The following is a 26,466-nucleotide window of genomic DNA, read 5'->3' as shown; positions in this document are numbered from 1 at the left end:
GTCGCTACGTCTTGCGCAAGAAGTTCGAATCCGGGGCGAACTTCTTGATCATGTCGGACAGGCCGTCGTCGGCCGGTGGGCCCTTGGACGCGGCGTCCGGTTTGGGCTCGTCCTTGAACTTCTGGCCGGAAATCTCGGCCAGCGCCGCGAGCAGCGACTCGTCGAGATCATCGGCCGATGCCTTTGCGGCCGGAGTCTTGACGGGCGCCGGCTGAGCGGGGTCCGGCGCGACGGCGCCGGTCTCCGGCTCGGGCTTCGCCACGATCGGCGCCTGCTCCGGCGTCGGCATGGGGGCGTCCGCCCGCCTGGCGGCAGCCTCGCTGACGGCGGCGATCAGCGATGCTTCGAGATCGGCGGGAATCTCAGGCGGCGGCCCGACGGGCTTCGCGTCCCGGGGCGCCCGACCGAACAGCGGTTCCCGCCGGCTCGGCGTCAACGACCGGCCCTCGGCGGCCTTGGCGAGATCGGTGCGCTCGGCGGTGAGCTTGGCGGAAGCCTCCTCGACCGCGGCGAACAGGGACGCTTCGAGTGCACCGGCGGGGGTGGCCGGCGGCACCGGCGGCGGAGCATCCGGCCTTGCGGTGGGAGTGGACACCTGAGGCTCCGGCGGCGGCGGCAGAGGCCGTGATGCTTCCGGCGGGGCAGGCGGCGGGACCGGCTGACCGCCCCGGGCGCGCGCGATGATGCCGTCGACGATTGCCCCCAGGCGGCCCTTGTCGGGGGCGGCGAGATAGCTGGCCGCCAGCTCGTCGACATATTGCGGGCCGTAATCGGCGAGCACGCTGGCGAGCTGGGCGAGATCGGGGTCGCTCTCGACCAGCCGGCGCCACGTCTCCTGGTCGTAGGGCGCATCCGCCGTCTTGTCGGGCCAGGCCACCCGGCGGGCCTGGCGCTTCGGCCCTGTGTCCTGGCCGACGATCTCGTCGAGGGTCGGCGGCTGCAGTCCGGCACTGAGGCGCGGCGGGGTAAATCGCGAAGCGCCCGCCGGCACGGCAGCCGGGCGGCGGCGCCGCTCGGCGACCTGCAGCGAGATCAGGCCGATACCCATCAGCAGGAAGCCCAGTGCGGCCCACGAAATAGTGGCGCACAGCAGCCCGCCGATCGCCAGCAATACCCAGCCAGTCAGTCGCACAATTCACCTTTCCCCATGCCCGATCGGACGTCCCGACGCGGGCCTAGCAGACAAGATGGGCTATCTTATGCCGACTTTCGGAAAAACAGCCAGCTATGCGCCCGCCGTCAACACCTTAACACCGCCGAACGCGGTCACCTGACCGCGGCGCAGCATGACGATCTGGGTGGCGAGCTGGCGCAGCTCGGCCGCGTCGTGGCTGACATAGACCATCGGGACGCCGGCCTCGTCGCGCAGCCGGACCAGGTAGGGCAGGATTTCGAGCTTGCGGCTCTCGTCGAGCGCGCCCAGCGGCTCGTCCAGCAGCAGCAGCCGTGGCTTGGACAACAGCGCCCGGCCGAGCGCGACGCGCTGGCGCTCGCCGCCGGAAAGCTTTCCGGGACGGCGGTCGAGCAGGGCGCCGATGTCGAGCAGGTCGACGACGCGCTTGTGTTGCGCGGGATCCCCGGTGAGGCCGTTCATGCGGCGGCCGTAGTCGAGGTTCTGCCTGATGTCGAGATGCGGAAACAGCCGAGCGTCCTGGAAGACGTAGCCGACGCGGCGGCGCCAGGTCGGGACGTGGATGCCGGCTGCGGTGTCGTCGACCGTCTCGCCGTCGATCACGATGGTGCCGCGGTCAGGCCGCAGCAGTCCCGCGATGGTGTTGATCAGCGAGGTCTTGCCGGAGCCGGACGCGCCGAACAGGCCGGTGACGCGGCCCTCGCTCGTGAACGACGCCGCGAGCGAGAACTCGCCGAGCTGCTTGGTGATGTCGACGCGCAGCATCGCTATTGCCCGTGCAGGCGCGCGGTGGCGCGGCGCGCGAACACTTCGGCGGCGACCAGCGCGCCGACCGCGAGCACGACCGAGATGATCACGAGCCGTGCTGCGGCGGTGTCGCCGTCAGGTGTCTGGATCAGCGAATAGATCGCCGACGAAATGGTCTGGGTTTCGCCGGGAATGTTGGAGACGAAGGTAATGGTGGCGCCGAACTCGCCGATCGCCTTGGCGAAGCCGAGCACCATGCCGGCCAGCACGCCGGGAAGCGCCAGCGGCAGCGTCACCGTTGCGAACACTCGCCAGGGCGCGGCGCCGAGCGTCTCCGCCGCCTGCTCGAGGCGGCGGTCGACCGCCTCGATCGAGAGGCGGATCGGCCGCACCAGCAGCGGAAACGACATCACGCCGCAGGCGAGCGCAGCGCCGGTCCAGCGGAAGGCAAACACGATGCCGAGATGATCGGCGAGCCAGCCACCGACCAGGCCACGCTTGCCGAAGGTCAGCAGCAGCAAATAGCCCGTGACCACGGGCGGCAGCACCAGCGGCAGATGCACGGCGGCATCAAGCAGCGACTTGCCCCAGAAATCGCGCCGCGCCAGCAGCCAGGCGAGTGCTATACCGAACGGGGTCGCCACCAGCGTTGCGATGACGGCGACCCGCAGCGACAGCAGGATCGCCGTCCATTCGGTCGGCGAAATATCCAACACGTGCTTATGTCGTCGGGCTGATCAGGAATTTGAAGCCGTACTTCTCGAGGATCGTCTTCGCCGCCGAGGAGCGCAGGAAGGCCAGATACTCACCGGTCTCCGGCTTCGCGGTCGTGGTCGCCGCAACCGGATAGATGATGGCCGGATGGGTGTCGGCCGGGAAGGTGCCGACGATCTTGACGCCCGGCTCGACCTTGGCGTCGGTCGAATAGACGATGCCGAGCACGGCCTCGCCGCGCGCCACCAGCGTCAATGCCGCGCGCACGCTCTCGGCCATCGCGAATTTCGGCTCCGCCGCCTGCCACGCACCGAGCTTCTCGAGTGCGGCCCTGGCGTACTTGCCGACCGGCACCGCCTTGACGTCGCCGGTTGCGATCCGGCCGTCGCCTGCGAGCTTGGCGAGATCGAAGCCCGGTCCGATGCTGACATTTCCGATCATGGAATCCTTCGGCGCGATCAGCACGATCGAGTTGCCGAGCAGGTTGGCCCGCGTCTGCTCATTGATGGTCTTCTGCTTGATCGCATAGTCCATCCAGTCGGTGTCGGCGGAGACAAACACGTCGGCCGGCGCGCCCTGCTCGATCTGCTTGGCGAGCGCCGAGCTCGCAGCATAGCTGGCGGTGATCTTGACGCCGGTCTTGGCGGTATAGGCCGCGTCGATGTCGTCGAGCGCGTTCTTCGTCGAGGCCGCGGCAAAGACGGTGAGCGTCTTGTCCTCGGCTCTCGCGGGCGAATGCATCGCGCCGAGCAGGATGACGAAGGCGGTGAAGAGTCCGGCAAGTCGTGACATGGAAAGCGCTCCGTGCGGGTTCGCGCGCGAACGGGTACGCGCAAATCAGGCGTTGGGTGAGGTCTGGCCGCGACGGACGGAAGCGCTGTTCCGCTGGTCCCCGAAGGACTTACGGTCCTGAGGGATATCGCACTGCAAACATAGCAGGCTGGGGCTTACGGTAAAGGCGACTGTTTGTCTAACGGATCGCCTCTTCATCCGCCGGCTGGATCGCGATCGACAGCGAGTTCTCCTTTGAGCCGCTGACCTGCAGCACGAAGGAGCTCGCGGTGAGATCGTATTTCATGGTCTTGCGGATACCGTCGCAATCGGTCGCGCCGCTGAATGCCTTCGGCTTCAGGACGTGCCCGTCCTGCACCAGGTCGACCCAGGCGCCGGCCGAGAGGCTGACGGTATAGAGCCCGGCCTTCGGCGCGGCCTTGAAGCTGGTGAAGCCGGCGAAGGTGCCGTCCTTCGGCGCGCGCTCCGGCGGTGTCGGCAATTTGGCGTCGCCGGGCGCCACCAGCGCCAGCGTGATGCCGGTCGACGGCAGTGCGGCCTGTTCGCTCCCCGAGGCGAGCCTGGTGCGATCGGGCGCGGTGAGCGCGGCGCGTGCGCGGTCGATCGACCATTTGAACTTGTCGCAGCCGCTCGGCTCTTCCGCCGCGAAAGCGGGAGCGGAAACAAGCAGGAGTGATGCGGCGAAGAGCGATTTGCGCATGTCTGATCCACTACATTCATGATGGATGAAATAGATCAGTGGCCCCGATCCATCGCTCGAACGCGCTTACGGCGCGACGATGCGAGATCATAACGCAGTTCGAGCCGGCCGGCATAGCCGCCTGACAAAGATGTTATTGCTTGGCCTCGGGCGCGTTCAGCACCGTCTTGCAGGCCGCCGGCATCTGCGCCAGCGTCATCGGCGGGCGCGGTTTCGGCGGCTTCGGCGGCGGCTTCGGATGCAGCACCGAATCCTTGAACCAGAAGGCGAGATCGGAGGGCTTGCAGCCTTCGCCGTCCGTCTGAGGCTTCTGTCCCTCGCATTCGGGGCTGCCGGACGGACATCGCATGCGGATGTGGAAGTGGTAGTCGTGGCCCCACCACGGCCGGATCTTCGACAGCCAGCTGCGGTCGCCTTTGGCCTCGCGGCACAGCGCCTTCTTGATCGCGGGGTTGACGAAGATGCGCTGCACCGCCGGCTCCCGCGCCGCGTCGCGGATGACGAGCACATGACCCGGCGTGAAGACGCTGGGATCGACATCGAGCCGGTCGTCTCGCACCATCATCACCGCCGACATCTCCTCGCGGTCCTCACGCGACAATTTGCGATCGGGCATCGGCGTCAGCCAGATATCGGCGTCGAGCCCGATCTGGTGGCTGGCGTGACCGGAGAGCGCGGGGCCGCCGCGCGGCTGGCCGATATCGCCGACCAGGATGCCCGGCCAGCCGGCGTCCTTGTGCGCGTTGGCCGCAAGCCGCTTCAAGAGCGCGATCATGTTCGGGTGACCCCAGTAGCGGTTGCGCGACAAGCGCATCACCTGCCACGTGTCGCCGTTGAGCGGCATCTGAGCAGCGCCGGCGAGACAGCCCTTCACATAGCCGCCGATCGATCGTGTCGGCATCGCCGCCGGCAGCACCTTGCGCGCGAACAACTCCTTCGCCGCGATCTTCGGATCGTTAGGATTGGCGAGCGGCGGCAGCGGATTCGGATTGAGCGAGCCCTTGTCCTGCGCCCGCGCGGAAATGGTGCAGGCAACGAGGACGGAGATCAGGAGCGGGATCAGACGCAGGCGGGATATCATTCGGATCACTCTGTCAGCGTAAAGGCTAGCATGGATTCGTGCCAGACGGACCGCGCTTTCATCCAATTTGCTTGATCGCCCACAGGGCGGATCATGATTACCCGCGGCTTCCCGGCTCGCATGTGATCCGCACGACTTTACAGGCACGCGTTGCAGGCGACATCATGGGCGCAACAATTTCAGGGCAGGCGTTGTTATGACAAGCGCATGTTGCGTGCGGCTGGCATTCGTCGCCGCGATTGCCGCGTCGACATTGGCGCTCTCTCCGGCGAAAGCCGACATTGTCGTTCACATCGATAAATCATCGCAGCGCATGGCGGCGACGGCGCGATGCTCTATGGACTGGTCGAGCGCAACGGTCGTGGCGGCACGCGGATCGAGATCACCAACTAGCCTCGCAAGGCGCGGTGAATCCAGTCGCGCTTTTACCGCGCGATAACCCTGTCAGACGCTGGCAAACATTGATGCGTTTGAAACGTTTCTGGCGCATTCATTGTGCAGTCGCGCGCTGGTTTACCCTTCCTTCACCACGCTGCGGCGCTTCCGCGCCGCAAATCGGCGCTGTGGGTCGCTTGCGCACCGCCAGCCACTTGCGTTCGGCGTGAATTCGCCTCCAAAGCAGGCACGCCCGGCCTTCCTGGACAGCGCAGTTATTCGCCAAGAGATACCAATTTTTCAGAGACTTATCGCAGAAATATCGCCGAACTGGAATGCGCGTGGGGCGTGCGATACCGATGATGCGGCAAAAAAAGATCAAGAAACCGAAGCAGGCCAAACTGTCCGGTCCTCGGGGCCGCCGAGCCAGGCCGCTGCCGAAGATGTCCGCCAGTTCGCGCCGTACCGCCGTCGAGATCGGCGAACTGGTGCGCCAGCGCGCGCAGGCCGATGCCGCGATCGCCGAGGCCCGCAAGTCCAACGCGCGGCTGCGCGAGGCGGTCGACATCCTGCCGCAGGGCATCGTGTTCCTGGACTCCGAAGGCCGCTATCTCCTCTGGAACAAGAAATACTCGGAAATTTACAAGCGCAGCTCCGATCTGTTCGAACACGGTGCGCGCCTGGAAGACACCATCCGCATCGGCGTCGCGCGCGGCGATTATCCCGAGGCGACCGGCCGCGAGGAAGAGTGGATCGCCGAGCGGCTCAGGAAGATGTACCAGCCGGGCGAGCGGCACGAGCAGGTATTGGCCGACGGTCGCGTGGTGCTGATCGAGGAGCGGCTGACCTCGGATGGCGGGATCGTCGGCCTGCGCGTCGACATCACCGAACTCAAGCAACGCGAAGCATCGTTCCGTCTGCTGTTCGAGGGCAATCCGGTGCCGATGATCCTCTGCGCACTCGACGGCGAACGGATTCTCGCCGTCAACGACGCCGCGATCGTGCATTACGGCTACGTCCGTGCCGAATTCGAGAAGATGACAATCAGGAGCCTGCAGGCGTTCGATGCCGAACTGCCCTGGGCTGCCGGCCGCAGCAGCGACGAGCAGGCGGCGCGGACCTGGAAGCATGTGCGCGCGGACGGCACGCTGATCGACCTTGCGATCTATTCGCGCCAGCTGATGCATGGCGATCAGCCGGCGATGCTGCTCGCGCTGATGGACATCACCGAGCGCAAGCGCGCCGAGGCGCGGCTCGCCTTCATGGCCCAGCACGACAGCCTGACCGGCCTGCCCAACCGCAATCTGCTGCGCCAGCAGATGGAAGACATGCTGCAGCACACTCGTCGCAGCACCGACAAGGTCGCCGTGCTGATGCTGGGTCTCGACAATTTCAAGGCGGTCAACGACACGCTCGGCCACGGCATCGGCGACAAGTTGTTGCGCGGGGTCGCCAAGCGCCTGCGCTCGACGCTGCGCGAGCAAGACGCGCTGGCTCGCCTCAACTCCGATGAATTCACGATCGTGCAGGGCGGCGTGATGCGGCCCGAGGATGCGGTGCTGCTGGCGAGGCGGATCTTGGATGCGATCAGCGAGCCTTATCTGCTCGAGGGACATTCGGTGGTGATCGGCGCCAGCATCGGGATCGCGATGTCGCCAGGCGACGGCGAGGATTCCGAAAAGCTGCTGAAGAGCGCCGACATGGCCTTGTCGCGCGCCAAGAGCGAATTCCGCGGCACCTTCTCCTTCTTCGAGGCCGAGATGGATGCGCGCGCCCAGAGCCGCCGCAAGATCGAGATCGATCTGCGCGATGCGATCCAGGACGAAGGTCTGCGGCCCTATTACCAGCCGCTGGTCGATCTCACGAGCGGACGCATCACCGGCTTCGAGGCGCTGGTGCGTTGGCCGCATCCCGAGCGCGGCATGATCTCGCCGGGCGAGTTCATCCCGGTGGCCGAGGAAACCGGCCTGATCAATCCGCTGGGCCGCCTGATGCTGCATCGCGCCTGCATGGACGCGGCGCAATGGCCGGACGACGTACGTGTCGCGGTCAATCTCTCGCCGCTGCAATTCCGCACCGGCAACCTGCTGGCGCTGGTCACCGACGCGCTGCGGCAATCCGGCTTGCCGGCGCGGCGGCTCGAGCTCGAAATCACCGAGACGCTGCTGCTCGAGAAGAGCAGCCAGGTACTGGCGACGCTGCATGCGCTCCGCGCGCTCGGGGTGCGGATGTCGATGGACGATTTCGGCACCGGCTATTCGAGCCTCAGCTATCTGCGCAGCTTTCCATTCGACAAGATCAAGATCGACCAGTCCTTCGTGCGCGACCTCGGCGCGAACCCGGACGCGCAGGCGATCGTGCGCTCGATCGTCAGCCTCGGCATGGGGCTCGGTGTCACCATCACCGCCGAGGGCGTCGAGACCGAGGCGGAGCTGAGCTGCCTGCGCGCCGAGGGCTGCCACGAGGGCCAGGGTTTTCTGTTCAGCCGCGCCCGGCCGAACGCCGAGATCATCAGCCTGCTGAAGGCGCAGCGCATCGCCACCGCGCTGGTGGCGTAGCGGAGCCGCCTCCACCGCGTCATTGCTGTCGCGCAGCGAAGCGATCCATCCGGGGGCGTGTACTCATAAAGCCGCTACGCGCGTGCGCGGAAATAGCGAGGTCCTGGTTGCCCTCAAAAGCAGACATCGACGATGCCTAAGTGAATGTCCGCAAAGGGCCAACAGGCGACGTGGTTTCCTTCGGCAGGACCAACCTGCTTAGGTAACTTGACTAGCCAGACGTGCGAAACTCGATCATTGTAATTGGCAGCAGGATGCTATCGGCTCAAAACCTACGTCCAGATAGTTTGATTATTGGCTATGCCGCTGACGCCGAAACAAGCATGTATGGAGAGATAAGATGAATCGCCGCAGCATTCTGAGTGTCTCCGCCACAATCGCTTTGGGACTTGCGTTGTTAGGTAACAGTGCCGGGAGTACGGCAAGAGCCGCGGAGATCAAGCTTTTATGCGCCGTGGCTTTGCATCCGGCGATTGACGCACTGATACCGGATTTCGAAAAATCCTCGGGACACAAGGTAACGGTCGCCTACGGAAATGCGGGCGCTATCGCGGACCGTTTTCAAAAGGGTGAGGCCGCCGATCTTGTGATAAACACTGCGCCACTGATGGACCAACTTCGAGCGCAAGGCAAAGTCGTGGCTGGCGACCGCATTATCATCGCGAAGGTCGGTGTTAGTGCCTTTGTGCAGAAGGGTGCCGCGAAGCCCGACATCAGTTCAGCCGACGCCTTCAAACGCTCGGTATTGGCCGCAAGATCGATTACTTATCCTGATCCGGCCGGTGGGGGCGCCAGTGGCATCTACATGGCCAGCTTGCTCGAACGATTGGGCATCGCTGAGGAAATGAAACCCAAGACCAACCTATCTCCGTCTGCGAAAGTGCTGTACGCAAGCGTTGCCAGCGGCGACGTTGAGATCGGATTCAATCAAATCAGCGAAGTCTTGGCTCAACCCACCGTCGAATTCGCTGGCCCGCTGCCGCCAGCGATTCAGAACTATACCCAGTTCGCCCCTGGCATTGTTACCGTCAGCAGTCAGGCTGAGGCCGCAAGAGCGCTGATCACGTTCCTTTCCTCGCCCGCCGCCGAGACCGTTCTGAAAGCAAAGGGTTTCGAATAAGGCGCGTGGGGCTACCGCAAAGCTGGCTTCTGAGGCGACGTGCCATAAATCCGATACCGGAACCGACCTCGATGTCGCCTATGGGTCAAAATGCGAAGAACTCAACGTGAGCAAATCTAGTCCGCCCTGCCTCACTGAGCGAACACGCATGAGCGGTGCCGCCACTTCGCCGATGAGCCACGAACAGACTCCTTTGCTCTTGTCGCGTCCAAGAAAAGCCGCCTCGCAGCGGCCAGACGTCGGAAATTGACTTCGATCACTACGCTGTGCGGACTGCCGCAGAGCCTAGGCTACAATCGGCCAGTGATCCGGTAGACTCGCGCCTCGCCCTCGACGCCGCGCAGCGGCGCCTCGAACTCCTCGACATCGTGGCCCGCCAGCAGTTGGCGAACAGCGGGGGCCGTGTAAAGTGCTTCCGTGAGACAGATTTCGCCGGCGTCGGCGAATGATTGCACCCGCGCGGCAATATTCACGGTCTGGCCGAAATAGTCGAGATTCTCGTTGAGGGTCACGGCGATGGAAGGCCCGCAATGTGCCCCCATTTTGAGAATGACGGCGGGTTGGCCGTGCTTGGAGTTGAACTCTCCGATGTCCCGCAGAATGTGCAGCGCTGCCTCCACGGCATCCACCGGCCGGAAAAACGCAGCCATGACGGCGTCCCCGATGGTCTTCACGATGGCACCGGCATGCCGATGGGCAATTGCGTCGAGGAGAGCGAAATGTTCGCGGACGAGAGCATAGGCATTAAGATCCCCGAGGCGCTCGTAGAGCGCGGTCGAACCTTTCAGGTCCGTGAACAGGAACGTCACCTGCCGAACGCCGAGACCCTCCTCCTCATCCACGCGCTCCGAACGGAAGAGCTTGCGGAACGTCTGACGCGTCAGCAGCATCCCGCCCGAGACGTAGGGATCGAATTCGAGCGTCGGCTTCTCTGGCATTTCCAAGATTTCAGGCGGCCAGTTGATCAGGAGCAGCGAACCGCGCTTAGGGCCAGTGTTGCTGATCTCGAAGACCACAGGCCCCGACGCCACGGCCGAAGCGGCGGGCGTGAACCGCTGCCCGTCATAGGTGATACGAACGATCGTCGGAGTATTCGGCACCTGCACGGCAGTGGGATTCAGTGCGACCGGAAGCGTAAAGCCCGCCTGCGTCTGGACGTTGACGCCTGAGACCGCGCCCGGCCCAATATCGGCCTGCAGCGTCGTTGTCAGGCCGGACGGCAAATAAGTCATTCCGCGAACGAAACCGCGCAAGACATCGACAAATCGAGTCTGTCCACCGGGCAGCCGTCCGCTGTTGGCGAACTTGAGCTTCCAGTGCAGATCTTCGATCGAGAGATTGTCGACGTCATACAAGGCGAGGCGCCGAATTTGCGGCGAGACGGAGAAGGACACTTCGATGAAGTCGTCGAGTTCGGTCTGACCCTCGATATCGCAAAGCCCGCAGACGAAATGACTCCGGAGCGCACGGAGCCTCCCGAAGCTTTCCAGCACCAGACCCGAGTGGGGGCAGAGAATGTCCCAATGCATGTCTACCAGCCCGGCGCGAGCGGCATGGAGAAACAGATCGATCGACTCCGGCTCAGGCACATTGCGATCACGGGCGAACGCCAGCGGATTGGCGCGGTACAGGCTGACCTCATCACCGCTGCGGATCAACATTTCGAACTTGGAGATGACGCGCGGGCTCCAAACGCGGGCCTGCTCGATCTGAGTCATCTTGCTTTCGAGAAGACGCTCGTTAATGGATGTCATCGATCCGCTCCTGACGATGGCAATCTATCAGCTTCGCCCGGTCCTAGCGAGCCATCCGATGCCGCACGGCCTATTGCACTGCAAGGATTTTCAATCCGCCCATGTCGCTTATGGGTCACAAGGCGACAACCCCGCGGTCTAGACCGCGTGTCCGCTTACCCCGAAGCGGACATCCAGGAATGATGAATACGCGCCCCAGCCTCACGCGCGGCTAGATGGATTGCTTCGTCGCTTCGCTCCTCGCAATGACGTGGAGCTAGGCCCTGCTGCCCGTCGTCCGCTTCTTCAGGTGATAGGTCAGCGCCAGCGCAACGCAATGGCGCAGCGCGGGCTCCGGAAGCTTGCCCGTGACGTCGAGCAGGATCGCGCGGTTGCCGCTATAGCGGAGTTCGGGATAGAGCTCGCGGAAGGTCTCGACCAGATTGGTCTGGCAGTGGAAATAGATCGCGACCTGGTCGGCGGCCGGTTTCGCCTGATCGATCCGGACCGTGCTGCCGCTGCCGGTCTCCGGCGTGAGATAGCTCGGCTGCCCCCATTTCAGCGTCTCTTCCAGCGCGCCGACGCCCTTGGTTGCCTTCGCGGTGTCGAAGATCAGGCGCCGCAGCGCCAGCAGCTTGGCTTTGACGGGGGCAGGGTAAGCGTCGAACAGCGCATCTCCCGCTTTCGCTTGCGGTCGTCGTGCCGTCTTGCTGGTCGATGCCGCCGGCTTGCGCATGGAGGGCTCCGCGAGGAGAACGTATCGCGTCTATCTACCACAACGCCTTGAAGGTCACATAGCCCGCCGCTCAGGCCGCGTTGCGCAGTCCGGCAAGGAACGTGTCGACGCTGTGCGACAGCGCGGAGGCGTGATCGCCGAGTTGGCTCGAAGTATCCAGCACATTGCCGGTGAGGGCGCGCGACTGGCCTGCAGCCTCGCTCGCACCCGCGACATTGGCGGAGACTTCGCCGGTCCCGGCGGACGCCTGCTGCACGCTGCGGGCGATCTCCCTCGTCGCCGAATCCTGCTGCTCGACGGCGGCCGCGATTGCGGTTGCTATCCCCGAGATCTCGCGGATGGTGCCGCTGATGTCGCCGATCGCGCTGACGCAATTGCCGGTGGCCGACTGGATCGCGCCGACCTGGCCGGCGATCTCATCGGTCGCCTTCGCGGTCTGGCTCGCCAGTTCCTTCACCTCGGCGGCGACCACGGCAAAGCCGCGGCCAGCCTCGCCGGCGCGCGCGGCCTCGATGGTGGCGTTGAGCGCCAGCAGATTGGTCTGGCTGGCGATCGCGCTGATCAGGCGCAGCACGTCGCCGATCTTCTCCGCGGATGCGGCGAGGCTCGTCACCATCTCGGTGGTCTCCCTGGCCTTGACCACGGCGTTGTCGGCGACGCGGCTGGAATGGGTGACCTGGCGGCCGATCTCGGTGATCGAGGAGGCCAGCTCTTCGGTGGCGGCTGCGACCGCATTGACGCTGGCCGAGGCTTCCTCGGACGCGGCGGCTGCCGCCGAGGTCCGTTCGGAGGCGCCGTTGACGCTGGCCGTGATCTCGTTGGCGACGCGCTGCATGTCGCTCGACGACCGTGCGACGGCGGCGACCATGCCCTTGACGTCGGATTCGAAGCGGTCGGCCATCTGCCGCTGCAGCGCCTGCCGGTCGGCTTCCGCCTTCACCTTGTCGGCCTCCTGCGCGTCGCGCAACGAAGAGGTTTCGATCATGCTGCGGCGGAACACGTCGACCGCCTTGGCCATCGTGCCGAGTTCGTCGCGGCGCTCGCTGCCGGGAATCGTGACGCCGGTGTCACCGCTGGACAGGCGGTTCATGACCGCGGTGATCGCGGTAAGTGGCCGCGACAGGCCGCGGCCGAGCAGGAACGCGAGCAGCACCGCAGTGGTAAGGATCGCGACCACGCCAAGGATCAGATTGCGCTGCGCGCTCGCGGCGGCGGCTTCATAGTCGCGGGTGTCCTTGATGATCTCGAGCACGGCGACCGGTTCGCCGGCATAGTTTTTGATCTGCCCGAGATAGAGCTCCATGGCATGGCCGTCGAGCGTTGCGTCGCGCAGCAGCGCCGCGCCGTTCATCACGCTCTTGAGCTCGTCCTGGGTCGCGACCACGGTGTCGCCGAAGGTCGAGGACAGACGCCTGAAGCTCTGGCCGTCGAAGGAATGCACGGCGAGGTCGATGCCGAAGCGCTTCTTGGCGCGGTCGACGAATTCCTTGCCGAAGGCGGCGCCGACGTCGACATTGGCCAGCGTCTTGCCGTCGTGCACGATCGGGGTCATGCCGAAGATCGAAAGCGCCTCGCGGCCGGGCTCGACGCCGACGATCGGCTTGCCGGTCTTGATCGATTCCACCACCGTCGTGCGCCGCGCGGAGGCGTCGTCGCCGAAAACCTTCGGCGCGTGGACCCGGTAGAAGCCAACGGCCGGCGCCTGCCAGAACGAGATCAGCGGGATGCCCTGCGCCTTCATCGCCGCCCAGGGGGCGCCGAGCAGCTTGCCGAGGCCGTCGCGGTCACCCTTGGCGATGGCGTCCTCGACCGGCGGCAAGGCGGCAATCACCGCCGAGACCGCAAGCGCGGCGCGCCCCTCGTAGTCGATGGCTGCAATCACGCTGTCATATTGCAGCTTGAGCTGCTGATCGAGCGCTAGCCGGGTCAGCGCGCGCTGCTGGCTGATGGAGAAGCCGCCGAGGATGGCGCAGGCGACTGCAACCGTCAGTGAAATCGCCAGGATCAGGCGGGCGGCAATCGATCGAAGCGTGAACATGGGACCAGCGGAACTCCAGGCATTAGCGCCGTCCGCAAGGTCGCAGAAAAAGCTTAACAACCGGATGTCGTTGCTGCCGGTATTCGTACCGCGACCATTGCAGGCGGTGCGACTTTCGTACTGTGCGGCTAAGTCGAGATGAGGTTTGGTTGCATCAGTCGGACCGTGGACTCGCTTCACCTTTCCCGCTTGCGGGCAGGGGAATCGCATATGGCCCTTCGGCAGTATTCTGAAGTTGCCAACCGCAATGTCGTCATGGCCGGGCTTGTCCCGGCCATCCACGTCTTTCGTCATGTTGCACCAAGACGTGGATGCCCGGCACAAGGCCGGGCATGACGAGCTTGTGGAGGGATCGAGCACATATGCGATAGCCCTGCGCTTGCGGCGGGTGGGGGCTCTCTCCACGATGGGATTCGCGGCGATACCCCAACCCCAGCCCGCAAGCGGGAGAGGGAGCGCAGCGTCCTCGCTGTCGTTAGGGCGCGTCCTCATGAACGCCAGCGGTCCGCTTCCGGAGAATAAGCTGACATCGCGAAGCCGCGTTGAAATCGGTCGAGAATGACCCGGAGCGGACTTCCTCACTGCGGCGGGTCCATCTGATCTCTAATGCTGTTGGATAAGGCTCTGTTGCGTCAACGGCACGGTAAATCGATTGATTGGTGCCACACAGTCCATCAGCCTACGCTACCAACGGACTGTTAACACTCGACACACGCTATGCGTGCGCGGTTACTTCGGGCGTGCTAGTCTACAAATGATGCGAATACGTCGGCTGACGATGTTTGTGATGTCCCATATTGTTCGGCGAACATGAAGATTATCCGCTTACTCATGCTTCTGGTCGCAGTGATCGCTGCAACACTGTTCATCGGATTTTTGAAAGTTGGCGTTGGGCGCTTGTTTCATGAATCATTCTGGCTTGGGACAGCCGCAAGCCTAGTCTGTTTGGGTGTGTGTCTTGTCATCATAGTCTTGCGGTCTCGAGCGGCTGCTTTTCGCAGCCGTGATGCGAGCATTGCTCCGCTCAGCCCTCAGGGCGAAGATTTGCTCGGCAAATTTCCTGCCGCCGTTACTCTGAATGGGTCGCGTGCCAAATGGTGGTTAGTGACCGTGCTGGGCGTTGGCATGACCGCCGCCTCTATCTTTGTTGGTGTGCTGGCCGTCCTTGGCGTGAGGGCCGGCCAAACCGGAGCCGGTATAGGCTTAGCAATATCGGCACTCGGCGCATGCTTCTTTGGACTATGCACTGCCAAAGCAGTGCGATTGCTTCGACATCACTCACTACGTCTGGATGCAGACGGCTTTGAGTTCTTTGGCCTCTTTCGACGACGATACCAATGGAGCGAAGTAAGCGACTTCGACATTTTCCAGTATAGGGGCAATGCCAGCGTTGTTTTCAGGACGACGAAGCCGGATCAAAATATTTGGTCCAGAATAAATGCTTACTGTGCGGGCGGGCGTGATGGGCAGTTGTCTGGCACTTACGGCTTGCGACCAGAGGAGTTAGTGCAACTCATGAGGGCTTGGCAGAGCGCGGCAATGATAAAGCAAGGCAGCCATCCTTGGAATGTCCGTTCGCTGGGGTAAAGCAGACTGGGCAGGTGGACGGCCCGACCTCCGAGTCTGACCCGGAGCCGACATTTTGAGCTTCCTAACGCCATAGCTCTTGCTCATACTCGACGAGATTGCCAAGGACCTGAATCCGTTTTTGGTTTCGCCGTTCCGCCGCCCTTATTCGCGTTAAGCCGTGCATCCTGCTCGCTGCTGTTGCAGCGAAATTTATAATGGAGGCATTGATGAAACGTCGCGACTTTCTGGCACGAACTGCAGTTGGTGTTTCCGCCAGCATCCTCTTGGGAAGCGTTCGGTCCGACGGCTATCGTTTGATCGATGCAGCCCGTGCCACCGGCGAGGGAGATCGGCAAAAACCGACCCTTGAGCAGAAGTTCGCCGACTTTGCACTGTCCATCAAATATGAAGGCCTTCCAGCGGAAGTCAGGGCAGCAGCCAAGCGGGTGCTTCTTGACACGCTAGGATGCGCATTCGGTTCGGTAGGGGGTGAGCCCGCAAATATAGCTGAGACGACAATTCGCAAGACTTTCGGAGACGGAAGTACAGCCACCATCATAGGCTATCCGCGGCCCGCCACCGCGGAAGGCGCACTGTTCGTCAACGGTGTTCTTGTTCGCTCTCTCGACCTGAACGATACCTACATCGGTACCGAGCCACTTCACCCGAGCGAAGTGATTCCGACGGCCATTGCGCTTTGCGAGGAGAACGGACGAAGCGGCCGAGACTTCATCGAGGCATTGGTCGTCGGATATGAGGCCAGCATGCGTGTCAATGACGCCATCTCGTTCGTTGAGCGTGGTTTCCACCCATTGTGTGCGGCTGCCTACGGTATCCCCCTGATCGCCGGCAAGATTTGGGGGCTTCCCAGCGAAGCCATCGCAAACGCGGTTGGAATTTCAGGAGCGCGTGGGTTCACGAGCTTTGTCGTCAATAGCGGCGCTATCAGCATGATGAAGGCCATGGGGCTCGCTGCCACCGCAGTGGATGGCGTTTTCGCAGCCCGGCTCGCCGCGCAGGGATTCACCGGCCCATCGGGCACGCTGGAATGGCTTGCGTCGAAAATGAAGCCAGTCAAAGAGGGGATTACGGTCGATCTTGATGCTGAACGATACCGGTTGCCACGGGTGGCATTCAAACGCTTTCCCGTTCAAATCGAGTTGCAAGCCGTGGCAGAAGCCGGTGCCTTGCTCTCCGCAAAGATCAACGACCGCACACGAGAGATCAGGTCCATCACGGTCGAGACCTATCCCGGAACCATCGAGCGCGTCGCGGATCCCGCAAAATTCAAGCCACAGACCAAGGGTACTGCGGATCATAGCCTTCCGGTCTGCCTTGCCATGGCACTCCTCGACGGCGACGTGACAGTTGCTCAATTCGAGAGGGATCGGTGGCGGGCGCAAGACGTGATGGCGCTGGTGGAAAAGACGTCGGTGAAGCCGGGAGAGGCACTTGTCGCCAGGCTCCCCAGGGGGCGTGGCGCGAGTGTCGAGATTGTATTTGCAGATGGCCAGACCTTGCGCGAGACCGTAGACGTTCCCGAAGGCGACCCGGAACGGCCGCTTTCGCGATCGTCGCTCGAACGCAAGTTCTCAAACCTTGCCGTACCCGTGGTTGGTAAGGTCGGAGCCGAACGTGTCATGTCACTCGTTGATGGTCTCGAAGAGCTAAAGGATATCCGAGAATTGACCCAAGCCCTCCGTGGAAGCGGCAAGCAAAATCCACTGTGAACCCTCAATAGCCGAACGCCGGCGCCGAGATTGTGAGAGGTATGAGATGAAGCAGTTCCTGATCCGTTACCGCCGCACGACCGCTACCGCCGAAGCTTGGCACGAGGACATCAAGCGCTTCATCGCGCATATCGAGGCCGATCCGGAATTGCGCGGACGGATCTCCTACCGGTGCATGAAGGTGCGCGACAGCGACGAATATATGCACCTTGCGACGCCAACGGACGACGCCGCAGTCAAGGCGCTGCAAAGCCGCGACTGGTTCAAGCGCTATAACGAGCAGACCCGCGCGGCCGCAGGCGGTTCGGTCGAGGTGCTGCCGCTTGAGATCGTCGCCGAGACCGCCCCCGCGTAACGAAAAATAGCGCCCCTGCGCTCCAGGCTGTCCTTCCTTTTGTACCGGTCATGTTGCGGTGCATGAGTCCGGAGTTGGCCCAAAACCGACATGCCGTGTTTACCCGGCGATGTCCGGTTTTAGGGTGTAGAGCCGACATGGGATTTATGAGTACGCGCCCAGTTCAATCTGACTTCATCGCGCCTTAGCGCGCCGTCGGCGGAGCGCCGAGATTTCCCGCCAGGATCGCCTTGCCGGCATCCTCATACTGGGTGTCGCGGGCCTGGATCTGCTGCGCGATCGCATGCATGTCGCGAAACCGCCGCTCGAACGGATTCTTCGCAAACACCGCCGTTGCGCCCGACATGTGGTAGGCGATGTCGACCACGGCGGCCGACTGGTGGATGGTCCAGGTCGAGGCGATGCGGATCGCGACGCGATGCGCCTCGGTGAGGGGATCGCCGCGCGACAGGTCGCGCCAGACCTCGTCCGCCGTCGTGTAGAGATAGGCGCGCGCGGCGCGCAGGCTCGCCTCGGTGCGGCCGATCTGGCCCTGCACGGCATTATTGTCGCGCATCGCCTTCAACCCTTGCGGGGTCTTGCCGCGGGCAAGCTCGGTCGCCGCATCCAGCATGGCGCGAGCGACGCCGAGCGCGGTGGCGGCAAAGCCCATGCTGAACACCATGTTGGTGGAGAGCTTGTAGAGCGGCCCCGGCTCGCGGCACGCGGCGGGATCGTCGCGCAACGCGGCGAATTTCTCTGATATGAAGAGGTTGTCGACCGAGTAGGAATCGGTGCCGGTGCCTTTCAGGCCGATCACGTCCCAGACGTCGTACATCACAGCCTGCGACGTCGGGAACAGGATGGTGCGGATCTCCGGCGAGCCGTCGGCTTTCTTGCGTTGTGAACCGTCGGCTTCGACGACGCGGACATGGGCGCCGAGCCAGCTCGCCTGCCGCGAGCCCGAGGCAAAGTCCCAACGCGCATTGGCGCGGTAGCCGCCGGGCTCGGCGCGGACCTCATGGGCGATCGCGCCCCAGGCCAGAATGCCAGGCGCGGTGTTGAAAATCGCGTTGGCGGCGTCGGGCTCGAGATAGGCCGCGGTCATGGCGCAGACGCCGCACTGGCCGAGGCACCAGGCGGTCGATGCATCGGCCTTGGCGATCTCCTCCTGCATCTGCATGAACGCGTCCAGCGTCGCCTCGGCGCCGCCGAAGCGCTTCGGCAGCAGCGCGCGATACAGCCCGTTCTCGACGAGGGCCGCGGTGACGGCCGGCGTCAGCCGCCGCGTCCGCTCGATCTCGTCGGCTTCAGCTATGATCAGCGGCGCCAGCGCGCGCGCCCGCTCGACAAGGTCGAATCCCTGCGGCTTGTTCATGCGTTTCCTCGGCCCCTTCTGACGTTGTTGTTGGGCGGGTCAAACGATGGTGGCCCATCCCAAAACGGAGGGCAAGGCGGGATGGCGCGGTCGCAGATCAGCTATCCGTTCCCGGCGCCGATGCGCGAGCGCGAGAGTTTGGCGAATGCAGCCGGCGCTCAGGCCGCGGCGCGGCCGAGATCGAACGATGGCTGGCGCTTGGTCGAAAAACTCAGCGCCACCGCGACGGCGGCAAGGCCGATCGCGAAGGAACCGGCGTGCAGCCACGTATAGCCGTGGAACGTATCGAACACGTAACCGCCGGCCCATGGCCCGAGCGCCATGCCGAGGCTTGCGAAAGCCGACACCGCCCCGAACACCGTGCCCATGATGCGCGCGCCGAAGAACTCGCGCACCAGCACGGCATAGAGCGGCATCACGCCGCCATAGGCGAGCCCGAACACGACCGACAGCGCGTAGAACTCGCCGAGCTGCGCCACCGCAAGATAGGTCGCGATCGACACCGCCTGCACCAGCAGGCCGCCGACCAGGACCGGCTTGGCGCCGAGCCGGTCGGCGAGCACGCCGAGCAGCAGCCGGCCGCCGAGCCCGGAGAAGCCGGCGAGGCTGTAGACCGTGACCGCGGTCAACGGCGCGATGCCGCAGACCATGGCGTACGACACCATGTGGAAGATCGGCCCCGAATGCGCTGCGCAGCAGGCGAAATGGGCCAATGCCAGCGTGATGAATTGCGGCGTGCGCAGCGCCTGCGCCACGGTCCATTCCGCTTGCGGCGCGTTCGCAGCCGTTGGCATCGCGACGGTCGTTCCCTGCGGCGCCGGGCGCACCAGGAACGATGCGGGGATCAACAGCGCCCACGCGGCGATGCCGATGACGAGCATCGCGAAGCGCCAGTCATAGGCTGTGATCAGCCAGCTCGCGGATGGCGCGACCGTCAGCGGCGACACGCCCATGCCGGCCGACACCAATGCGACGGCGAGGCTGCGATGCTTGTCGATCCAGGCGCTCGCAAGCGCCATCATCGGCGCATAGAAGCTGCCGGCGGCGATCCCGATCAGGACACCGAAGCACAGCTGGAATTGCCACAGGCTTTGCGCCTGGCTTGCCGTCACCAGTCCGAGCCCGAGCAGCAAGCTGCCGGCGAGCACCACGATGCGGGTGCCGAACCGGTCGGACAGCGCGCCCCAGGCAAACGCCGCAAAACCCATGCAGAGGAAATCCAGCGTCGCGGCCGCCGACACGCCAGCGCGCGACCAGCCCATCGCATCCGAGATCGGCTGCAGAAACACCGCGAGCGACAGCATCGTGCCGAAGCCGACGCAAGTCATCAGCGCGCCCGCGCCGACGACGACCCAGCCATAGTCGAACCGAGCGTCCTTGCTCATGCGTTTCCTCTGCGCTGTTGTTTGTTGTGGTGCGCGCAGGGAGGATCGTGGCCTATCCGAGGTCCGGGGGCAATATGACGGGCAACATGCCTCTCATTCCGGGATCAGCGGATCGTGCGTTGCATGCGCAAGATGTCGCAGCGACGCGCGGCTACCCGCAATTCCAGGCCCGCCCGATCGGCGTCCAGCTCCAGCACGGGCCGTAGCTGCCACCGTTGTAGCGCCCGCCGCCATGGAATCCGGGCCGGCCGAAATAGTGCCAATCCCCACCATACCAATATTCCGGCGAGTAGTCCGGGTAGCCGCGGGCGGCGCCGCGCGGGCCTAGCACCGGAATGGTCTCGTTGGGCGGCTGGCGGTAGCCGGGCAGGAAGCCATAGCCATGCCAGCGGGTGCTGCCGTGCCGCTTTTTCGAGGAGGCGGCCGCGCTCAGGTCCGGCTGCAGCAGGGCGAGGATGACGATCGAGAAGGACAGGATGCGCAACATGATCGAAGCTTAGTCGGGCCGCCGCGTCGTGGCGATTCAAATCATGGTGCGTTTTGTTGCTGGGACAAGAATGGGCAACAAGTGGGCCAGCGGCAGCGCGTCAGCTATCCACCTCCGGCTACTTTGCATGGGGTTGTTTTCGAGATTTTCGATTGGGACCGGGCTGGCGAGGTTGTCGTCAAGCTGGCGACAATCCGCGTCGGCGCCTCAGCTGTCCACCTTGAGCGCGGCGATGAAGGCTTCCTGCGGAATGTCGACCTTGCCGAACTGCCGCATCTTCTTCTTGCCTTCCTTCTGCTTCTCCAGAAGTTTCCGCTTGCGCGTGATGTCGCCGCCGTAGCACTTCGCGGTGACGTCCTTGCGCAGCGCGCGGACGGTTTCGCGCGCGATCACCTTGCCGCCGATCGCCGCCTGGATCGGGATCTGGAACATGTGCGGCGGGATCAGTTCCTTCATCTTCTCGACCATGGCGCGGCCGCGGCCCTCGGCGCGGGTCCGATGCACCAGCATCGACAGCGCGTCGACCGGCTCGGCGTTGACCAGGATCTGCATCTTGACCAGGTCGGCCGGCTTGTAGTCGGTCAGATGATAGTCGAACGAGGCATAGCCCTTGGAGACCGACTTCAGGCGATCGTAGAAATCGAACACCACCTCGTTGAGCGGCAGGTCGTATTTCACCATCGCGCGGGAGCCGACATAAGTGAGCTCCTTCTGCGCGCCGCGGCGGTCCTGGCACAGCTTCAGCACGCTGCCGAGATATTCGTCGGGCGTCAGGATGGTGGCCTCGATCCACGGCTCCTCGATCTCGGCGATCTTGACCACGTCCGGCATGTCGACCGGGTTGTGGATCTCAAGCTCGGTGCCGTCGGTCAGCTTCATCTTGTAGATCACGCTCGGCGCGGTCGCGATCAAATTGAGGTCGAACTCGCGCGACAGCCGCTCCTGGATGATCTCCAGGTGCAACAGCCCGAGGAAGCCGCAGCGGAAGCCGAAGCCGAGCGCGGCCGAGGTTTCCATCTCGTAGGAGAAGCTGGCATCGTTGAGCCGCAGCTTGCCCATCGCGGCGCGGAGCGTTTCGAAGTCGTTGGCGTCGACCGGGAACAGGCCGCAGAACACGACCGGAATCGCCGGCTTGAAGCCCGGCAGCATTTCGCTGATCGGCTTCTTGTCGTCGGTGATGGTGTCGCCGACGCGGGTGTCGGCGACTTCCTTGATCGCCGCGGTGATGAAGCCGATCTCGCCGGGGCCGAGCTCCTCGACCTGCTGCATCTTCGGGGTGAAGAAACCGACGCGCTCGACGTCGTAGGCCGCACCGGTGCCCATCATGCGGATGCGGCTACCCTTCTTCATCACGCCGTCGACGACGCGGATCAAGACAACCACGCCGAGATAGACGTCGTACCAGCTGTCGACCAAGAGCGCCTTCAAGGTCGCGTTGTGGTCGCCCTTTGGCGGCGGCAGGCGGGTGACAACGGCCTCCAGCACATCGGGGACGCCGAGGCCGGTCTTGGCCGAGATCATCACGGCGTCGGAGGCGTCGATGCCGATCACGTCCTCGATCTGCTGCTTGACCTTCTCGGGCTCGGCCGCGGGCAGGTCGACCTTGTTCAGGACCGGCACGATCTCGTGACCAGCATCGAGCGCATGGTAGACGTTGGCGAGGGTCTGCGCCTCGACGCCCTGGCTGGCGTCGACCACGAGCAGGGAACCCTCGCAGGCCGCCAGCGACCGCGAGACCTCGTAGGCGAAGTCGACATGGCCGGGCGTGTCCATCAGGTTGAAGATGTAATCCTTGCCGTCCTTGGCGTGGTAGTTCAGCCGAACGGTCTGCGCCTTGATGGTGATGCCGCGCTCGCGCTCGATATCCATCGAATCGAGCACCTGCTCCTTGCCCGCCATTTCGCGATCCGTCAGGCCGCCCGTCATCTGGATCAGGCGGTCGGCGAGGGTCGACTTGCCATGGTCGATATGGGCGACGATGGAGAAGTTGCGGATGTTCGAAATCGGGGCAGCTGTCATGGGGCGCGGGATAGCATCCGCACCCCCGCGCGGGCAACCATATTGCGGTATTTTGCAGGGATGTGACGGCGAATCACCGGGGCGTTTCAGCTAGGGCTGCCGTGATCGATTTTCGGGCATGTTTCTGCTAGGTCTGGCGGCTAGAAAATCGTTTTCGCGCTTCCCCAAGGATGCGCCGAACAGCTGGAATCCGAAACTGAACGCGATCGAGGAGGCCAATGTCGCGCTGATCGATCAGGCCGGAAACCGCTGAATGGCCGCGCGCGGGACGGCCTGCATTGTTGCCTTCTTCGCGCTGACACCGCTTGCGCATGCCGAAAGCAGAGGCGAGATGCTCGACCGCCTGGTGCGCGCCTATCCCGATGCGCTGTCCGGGCACGACGACAACACGATCACCTGGCGCGACGGCACGGTGATGCCGGTCGACGACGGCGTCTCCGGCAAGCCGTTCGACCAAATGCTGCGCGATGCGTCGATCCTCGATCAGCTGCGGCAGCCCTATCCGTCCGGAGCATCGGCGGCGCCGGCGCCGAATGTCGATCCCGGCCGCTTCCGCAACGAGGCCTTCTTCAAGAAGATGTATGGTGACTGCCATACGGCCGAGGTCAGGCGGAACCTGGTGACGATCACCTGGCTGCCGCGGTCCTGGGGCAAGCCGGTTCAGGTCACGCGGGTCAACGGCGTGGCCGAGCGGCTCAAGCAAGTCTCGGCCGAGATCGACGCGCTCGATCCGGCGCTGCGTGCCGCGGCCTTTCCGATCGCGGGTGTGCTGTCATGTCGCGCCGTCGCCGATACGGGCCGGATGAGCATGCATGGCTACGCCGCTGCCATCGACCTCAACCTGAAGGTTTCGGATTACTGGCTGTGGGCGGGCAAGGGCAAAACCATCCCCTACAAGAATCGGATGCCGCGGAAGATCGTCGACATCTTCGAGCGCCACGGCTTCATCTGGGGCGGCAAGTGGTATCACTACGATACCATGCATTTCGAGTACCGGCCGGAGCTTCTCGAAAAGTGAATCGGCCGGCTTGAGGCGTTCTCACGCCAAGCTGATTTCACTGGCCACAAAAACGCGCTAAAGCGCGGTGAGATGCTGGTGAGCACTCACTCATCGCCCCTTCCGCTTCCATTCGGCATGATGCTTCCGGGAAACCGCTTTCCACGTTTCCGGGTCATGCCTCAGGCACAGGCCATGTCGACCGCCCCCACTCTTCCCGCCGCCCGGCGCTCCAGCCGCAGGCTGACGATCCGGCGGATCGCCGCCTGGATTGCCTCGCGCGCCACCGAGCCCAAGACCAGCCTGTGGCTGGTGATCGGCTTCGCACTGGTTCATGCGGTGCTGTGGACGCTGATCCTGGTCAAGCTGAAGGCCGCGCAGGACGTCCATATGGATGTCGCGGAGGCCTATGCCTGGGGCCAGCGCTTCCTGCTCGGCTATGGCAAGCATCCGCCGCTGTCGGGCTGGATCGCCGGGGTCTGGTTCAGGATTTTCCCCGTCACCAACTGGTCGACCTATGCGCTCGCGATGGCGACGGTCAGCTTCGCGCTGGTGGTGTGCTGGTTGATCGCGCTGCGCGTCGTCGACCGCCGCCGTGCGTTCTTCATGGTGGTGATGCTCGCGCTCTACCCGATCTTCAATTTCAAGGGCTTCAAATACAACGCCGACCTCGCGCAGCTGGTGCCGCTGCCGCTCTTGGTGCTGGCCTATCTGAACGCGTTCGAGAAGCGCAGCTTCAAATCGGGTCTCTGGCTCGGCTTTGCCGGCATGCTGGCACTGATGACCAAGTACTGGGTGGTGACAATGATCGGCGCCGTCGGGCTTGCCGCGCTGATCCATCCGCAGCGGATGCAATTCCTGCGCTCGCCGGCGCCATGGGTTGCGATTGGCACGATGGTCGTGGCGATGATTCCGCATCTGGTGTGGCTGGAGGAGGTGGACTTCGTGCCGTTCACCTATGCCGGCGACGTCTACGCGCTGTCGAGCCGCGAGCTCAACGTTCAGTTGGTGATCGGCTATATCGTGCACAATATTGGGCTGCTCGCGATTCCGACCGTGCTGGGCCTGGTGGCGCTGCTGTTGGGATCGGTGCCGTGGCGGCCATCGGACGTGCTGGCGCGGATCTGGTCGCGCGGACCCAATCCGGCCGTCAACCTTCCGCAGGCGCTCAACATCTGGATCATCCAGCTGATCGTCGCGATCGGACCGCCGCTCGGCGCCCTGGCGTTCTCCGTCTATATCAAGACCGATTGGGGCATCCCGCTGTTCTTCCTGGTGCCGCTTGCGCTGGTTGCGATCCCCTCGCTTCGCTTCCCGCGCATGGCGCTGTTCTCGATCACGGCGGTCTGGTTCGTGGCCACGATGGTCACGCTGATCGCCGCGCCCAGCATCGCCACGCAGGAGATCGCGTCCAATCATGTCGGCGGCTCGACCTACGCCGCGCGGTCTGAATTGGCGCGCGAGCTCACCCAGACCTGGCAGGCCAAATTCCATTCGCGCTGGGCCGTGGTCGTCGCACGCTCCGACATCGGCGAGCCGATGACGTTCTACAGTCCGGATCATCCGGCGTCGCTCGTGCCGGGCGAAGCGTGGTCGTCGGGGCTGACGTCGCTCGACGAAGCCAAGCGTCTTGGCTTCATCGGCGTCTGCGACACCACCGATCCGGTGTTCCTGCAGCCATGCGAGGCATGGATGGCGGAGCATGCCAAGGATGCCGAGCCGCTGGTGATGACCACCATGCGGTTCTTCAACGGCCATCCCGGTCCGTCGACTGTGTGGAAGGTCTACCTGGTGCCGCCGGCGAAGTAGCTTCCTCTTACCTCGCCCCGCTGCGGGGAGAGGTCGAAATTCGAGCGCGCTCGAATTTCGGGTGAGGGGGTACAGGTCTATCCGTAGACCGCCGTGGCGGTTGGAGCCCCTCACCCCAGCCCTCTAAGAGCGAGCTACGCTCGTCTCGACCCCTTACGTGCCTTCCTCGTTGAACTTGCTGGCGACGAGTTCGGCAATGGCGTCCAGCGCCTGCTGCGCCTCGGCGCCCTTCGCGGAGACCACCACCGTGGTGCCGGGCCCTGCGGCCAGCATCATCAGGCCCATGATCGAGGTGCCGCCGACGGTCTCGCTGCCGCGCGTCACCCAGATCTCGGCGTTGAAGCGTTCGACCAGCTGGACGAATTTGGCCGATGCCCGCGCATGCAGGCCGCGCTTGTTGACGATCAGCAGTTCACGGGACATGGCGCCCGCTGGCACGCCCGGGCCGGCTTGGTTTTCGCCCGGGGCCTCGTCGCTCATTTGCCTGCGAGAACGCGGCTGGCGATGGTGACGTATTTGCGGCCGGCTTCCTGCGCCATCGCGATCGCGTCGGGCAGCGAACGCTCCTCGCGAACCTTGGCAAGCTTGACCAGCATGGGAAGATTGATGCCCGCGAGCACTTCCACCTTCGGGCGGCTCATGCAGGAGATCGCGAGGTTGGACGGCGTGCCGCCAAACATGTCGGTGAGGATCGCGACGCCGTCGCCACTATCGACGCGATTCACCGCTTCGATGATGTCGCTTCGACAGAGATCGGAATCGTCCTCGGCTCCGATCGTAATCGCTTCAATTTGTTTCTGCGGACCCATGACGTGTTCGAGCGCTGCTCGGAACTCGTCGGCAAGGCGCCCATGGGTCACCAGCACTAGACCAATCATCGGAAACTCCTCGCGGGCGCCCTTTGGTGCACCGCACGAACGCGCCACTTTGACCATCCAGAGGCCCTGCGCAAGAGGGCATCTCGGCTAGTCTCCCGGTTCCTGGCGGTAGAGAGGGGAGGCTGCGCCGGCAAAATCCGACGCGATAGTGGAG

General features: G+C 64.0%; 23 protein-coding genes. 8 read left to right on the top strand and 15 right to left on the bottom strand.

The window, feature by feature from the left end; translation table 11 throughout:
* Nucleotides 1-4: 4 nt before the first annotated feature.
* The 6 genes from ABIB78_RS22870 to mepA form a co-directional block, all read right to left on the bottom strand.
* Nucleotides 5-1,132, bottom strand: coding sequence for a hypothetical protein (locus ABIB78_RS22870; protein WP_429028848.1), 1,128 nt, complete (start codon nt 1,130-1,132; stop codon nt 5-7).
* Between the two features lie 93 nt (nt 1,133-1,225).
* The gene (modC, locus tag ABIB78_RS22865) at nt 1,226-1,897 is read right to left on the bottom strand and encodes a molybdenum ABC transporter ATP-binding protein (protein ID WP_429028847.1); all 672 of its coding nucleotides are present in this window, start codon (nt 1,895-1,897) and stop codon (nt 1,226-1,228) included.
* Between the two features lie 2 nt (nt 1,898-1,899).
* A complete protein-coding gene (gene modB, locus ABIB78_RS22860; RefSeq protein WP_429028846.1) occupies nt 1,900-2,595 on the bottom strand; it encodes a molybdate ABC transporter permease subunit in 696 nt (231 codons plus the stop codon).
* Nucleotides 2,596-2,599: 4 nt separating this feature from the next.
* Nucleotides 2,600-3,385, bottom strand: a complete 786-nt coding sequence (modA, locus tag ABIB78_RS22855; RefSeq protein ID WP_429028845.1) for a molybdate ABC transporter substrate-binding protein — start codon at nt 3,383-3,385, stop codon at nt 2,600-2,602.
* A gap of 178 nt (nt 3,386-3,563) precedes the next feature.
* The gene (locus tag ABIB78_RS22850) at nt 3,564-4,085 is read right to left on the bottom strand and encodes a hypothetical protein (protein ID WP_429028844.1); all 522 of its coding nucleotides are present in this window, start codon (nt 4,083-4,085) and stop codon (nt 3,564-3,566) included.
* Between the two features lie 133 nt (nt 4,086-4,218).
* The gene (gene mepA, locus ABIB78_RS22845) at nt 4,219-5,166 is read right to left on the bottom strand and encodes a penicillin-insensitive murein endopeptidase (RefSeq protein WP_429028843.1); all 948 of its coding nucleotides are present in this window, start codon (nt 5,164-5,166) and stop codon (nt 4,219-4,221) included.
* Between the two features lie 737 nt (nt 5,167-5,903).
* Between mepA and ABIB78_RS22840 the strand changes: the two genes are divergently transcribed.
* The gene (locus tag ABIB78_RS22840; RefSeq protein WP_429028842.1) at nt 5,904-8,099 is read left to right on the top strand and encodes a putative bifunctional diguanylate cyclase/phosphodiesterase; all 2,196 of its coding nucleotides are present in this window, start codon (nt 5,904-5,906) and stop codon (nt 8,097-8,099) included.
* A gap of 340 nt (nt 8,100-8,439) precedes the next feature.
* On the top strand, nt 8,440-9,219 hold the full coding sequence (gene modA, locus ABIB78_RS22835) for a molybdate ABC transporter substrate-binding protein (protein WP_429028841.1): 780 nt from the start codon (nt 8,440-8,442) through the stop codon (nt 9,217-9,219).
* A gap of 290 nt (nt 9,220-9,509) precedes the next feature.
* Here the strand turns inward: modA (ABIB78_RS22835) and ABIB78_RS22830 are convergent, their stop codons facing one another.
* The 3 genes from ABIB78_RS22830 to ABIB78_RS22820 all read right to left on the bottom strand — a co-directional run bounded on the left by ABIB78_RS22830 (nt 9,510) and on the right by ABIB78_RS22820 (nt 13,726).
* The gene (locus ABIB78_RS22830; RefSeq protein ID WP_429028840.1) at nt 9,510-10,973 is read right to left on the bottom strand and encodes a DUF5939 domain-containing protein; all 1,464 of its coding nucleotides are present in this window, start codon (nt 10,971-10,973) and stop codon (nt 9,510-9,512) included.
* Nucleotides 10,974-11,229: 256 nt separating this feature from the next.
* On the bottom strand, nt 11,230-11,688 hold the full coding sequence (locus ABIB78_RS22825) for a DUF1801 domain-containing protein (RefSeq protein ID WP_429028839.1): 459 nt from the start codon (nt 11,686-11,688) through the stop codon (nt 11,230-11,232).
* Nucleotides 11,689-11,758: 70 nt separating this feature from the next.
* Nucleotides 11,759-13,726, bottom strand: a complete 1,968-nt coding sequence (locus tag ABIB78_RS22820) for a methyl-accepting chemotaxis protein (RefSeq protein WP_429028838.1) — start codon at nt 13,724-13,726, stop codon at nt 11,759-11,761.
* An 810-nt stretch (nt 13,727-14,536) separates the two neighbouring features.
* Between ABIB78_RS22820 and ABIB78_RS22815 the strand changes: the two genes are divergently transcribed.
* The 3 genes from ABIB78_RS22815 to ABIB78_RS22805 all read left to right on the top strand — a co-directional run bounded on the left by ABIB78_RS22815 (nt 14,537) and on the right by ABIB78_RS22805 (nt 17,380).
* The gene (locus tag ABIB78_RS22815) at nt 14,537-15,313 is read left to right on the top strand and encodes a hypothetical protein (protein ID WP_429028837.1); all 777 of its coding nucleotides are present in this window, start codon (nt 14,537-14,539) and stop codon (nt 15,311-15,313) included.
* A gap of 209 nt (nt 15,314-15,522) precedes the next feature.
* The gene (locus tag ABIB78_RS22810; RefSeq protein WP_429028836.1) at nt 15,523-17,025 is read left to right on the top strand and encodes an MmgE/PrpD family protein; all 1,503 of its coding nucleotides are present in this window, start codon (nt 15,523-15,525) and stop codon (nt 17,023-17,025) included.
* Nucleotides 17,026-17,071: 46 nt separating this feature from the next.
* On the top strand, nt 17,072-17,380 hold the full coding sequence (locus ABIB78_RS22805; RefSeq protein WP_429028835.1) for a hypothetical protein: 309 nt from the start codon (nt 17,072-17,074) through the stop codon (nt 17,378-17,380).
* Between the two features lie 184 nt (nt 17,381-17,564).
* Here the strand turns inward: ABIB78_RS22805 and ABIB78_RS22800 are convergent, their stop codons facing one another.
* From ABIB78_RS22800 to lepA, 4 genes are all read right to left on the bottom strand, one after another.
* Nucleotides 17,565-18,737 carry an acyl-CoA dehydrogenase family protein gene (locus ABIB78_RS22800; RefSeq protein WP_429028834.1) on the bottom strand — a complete coding sequence of 391 codons (1,173 nt, stop codon included), beginning with the start codon at nt 18,735-18,737 and terminating at the stop codon, nt 17,565-17,567.
* A gap of 158 nt (nt 18,738-18,895) precedes the next feature.
* A complete protein-coding gene (locus tag ABIB78_RS22795; protein WP_429028833.1) occupies nt 18,896-20,122 on the bottom strand; it encodes an MFS transporter in 1,227 nt (408 codons plus the stop codon).
* A gap of 151 nt (nt 20,123-20,273) precedes the next feature.
* The gene (locus ABIB78_RS22790) at nt 20,274-20,609 is read right to left on the bottom strand and encodes a hypothetical protein (RefSeq protein WP_429028832.1); all 336 of its coding nucleotides are present in this window, start codon (nt 20,607-20,609) and stop codon (nt 20,274-20,276) included.
* Between the two features lie 207 nt (nt 20,610-20,816).
* A complete protein-coding gene (gene lepA / locus ABIB78_RS22785) occupies nt 20,817-22,628 on the bottom strand; it encodes a translation elongation factor 4 (RefSeq protein ID WP_429028831.1) in 1,812 nt (603 codons plus the stop codon).
* Between the two features lie 118 nt (nt 22,629-22,746).
* Here lepA and ABIB78_RS22780 point away from each other — a divergent pair, with 118 nt between their 5' ends.
* The 3 genes from ABIB78_RS22780 to ABIB78_RS22770 all read left to right on the top strand — a co-directional run bounded on the left by ABIB78_RS22780 (nt 22,747) and on the right by ABIB78_RS22770 (nt 25,434).
* The gene (locus ABIB78_RS22780) at nt 22,747-22,881 is read left to right on the top strand and encodes a hypothetical protein (RefSeq protein ID WP_429028830.1); all 135 of its coding nucleotides are present in this window, start codon (nt 22,747-22,749) and stop codon (nt 22,879-22,881) included.
* Complete coding sequence (locus tag ABIB78_RS22775) at nt 22,882-23,646, top strand: M15 family metallopeptidase (RefSeq protein ID WP_429028829.1); 765 nt, start codon at nt 22,882-22,884, stop codon at nt 23,644-23,646. It begins immediately after the preceding gene.
* A gap of 174 nt (nt 23,647-23,820) precedes the next feature.
* Nucleotides 23,821-25,434 (top strand): glycosyltransferase family 39 protein, encoded by a 1,614-nt coding sequence (locus ABIB78_RS22770; protein WP_429028828.1) that lies wholly within the window; start codon nt 23,821-23,823, stop codon nt 25,432-25,434.
* A 153-nt stretch (nt 25,435-25,587) separates the two neighbouring features.
* Here the strand turns inward: ABIB78_RS22770 and ABIB78_RS22765 are convergent, their stop codons facing one another.
* Together ABIB78_RS22765 and ABIB78_RS22760 are read right to left on the bottom strand one after the other, a co-directional pair.
* Nucleotides 25,588-25,914: an HPr family phosphocarrier protein gene (locus ABIB78_RS22765; RefSeq protein ID WP_429028826.1), complete on the bottom strand. Its 327-nt coding sequence runs from the start codon at nt 25,912-25,914 to the stop codon at nt 25,588-25,590.
* Nucleotides 25,911-26,312 carry a PTS sugar transporter subunit IIA gene (locus ABIB78_RS22760; RefSeq protein ID WP_021076632.1) on the bottom strand — a complete coding sequence of 134 codons (402 nt, stop codon included), beginning with the start codon at nt 26,310-26,312 and terminating at the stop codon, nt 25,911-25,913. The genes ABIB78_RS22765 and ABIB78_RS22760 overlap by 4 nt, the downstream gene beginning before the upstream one ends.
* Between the last annotated feature and the right edge of the window lie 154 nt (nt 26,313-26,466).

The organism is Bradyrhizobium sp. I1.14.4, assembly GCF_050435825.1.
Lineage (GTDB): Bacteria > Pseudomonadota > Alphaproteobacteria > Rhizobiales > Xanthobacteraceae > Bradyrhizobium.
Note: the sequence above shows the minus strand (reverse complement) of the source record. Positions and strands in the feature narration are given on the sequence as shown.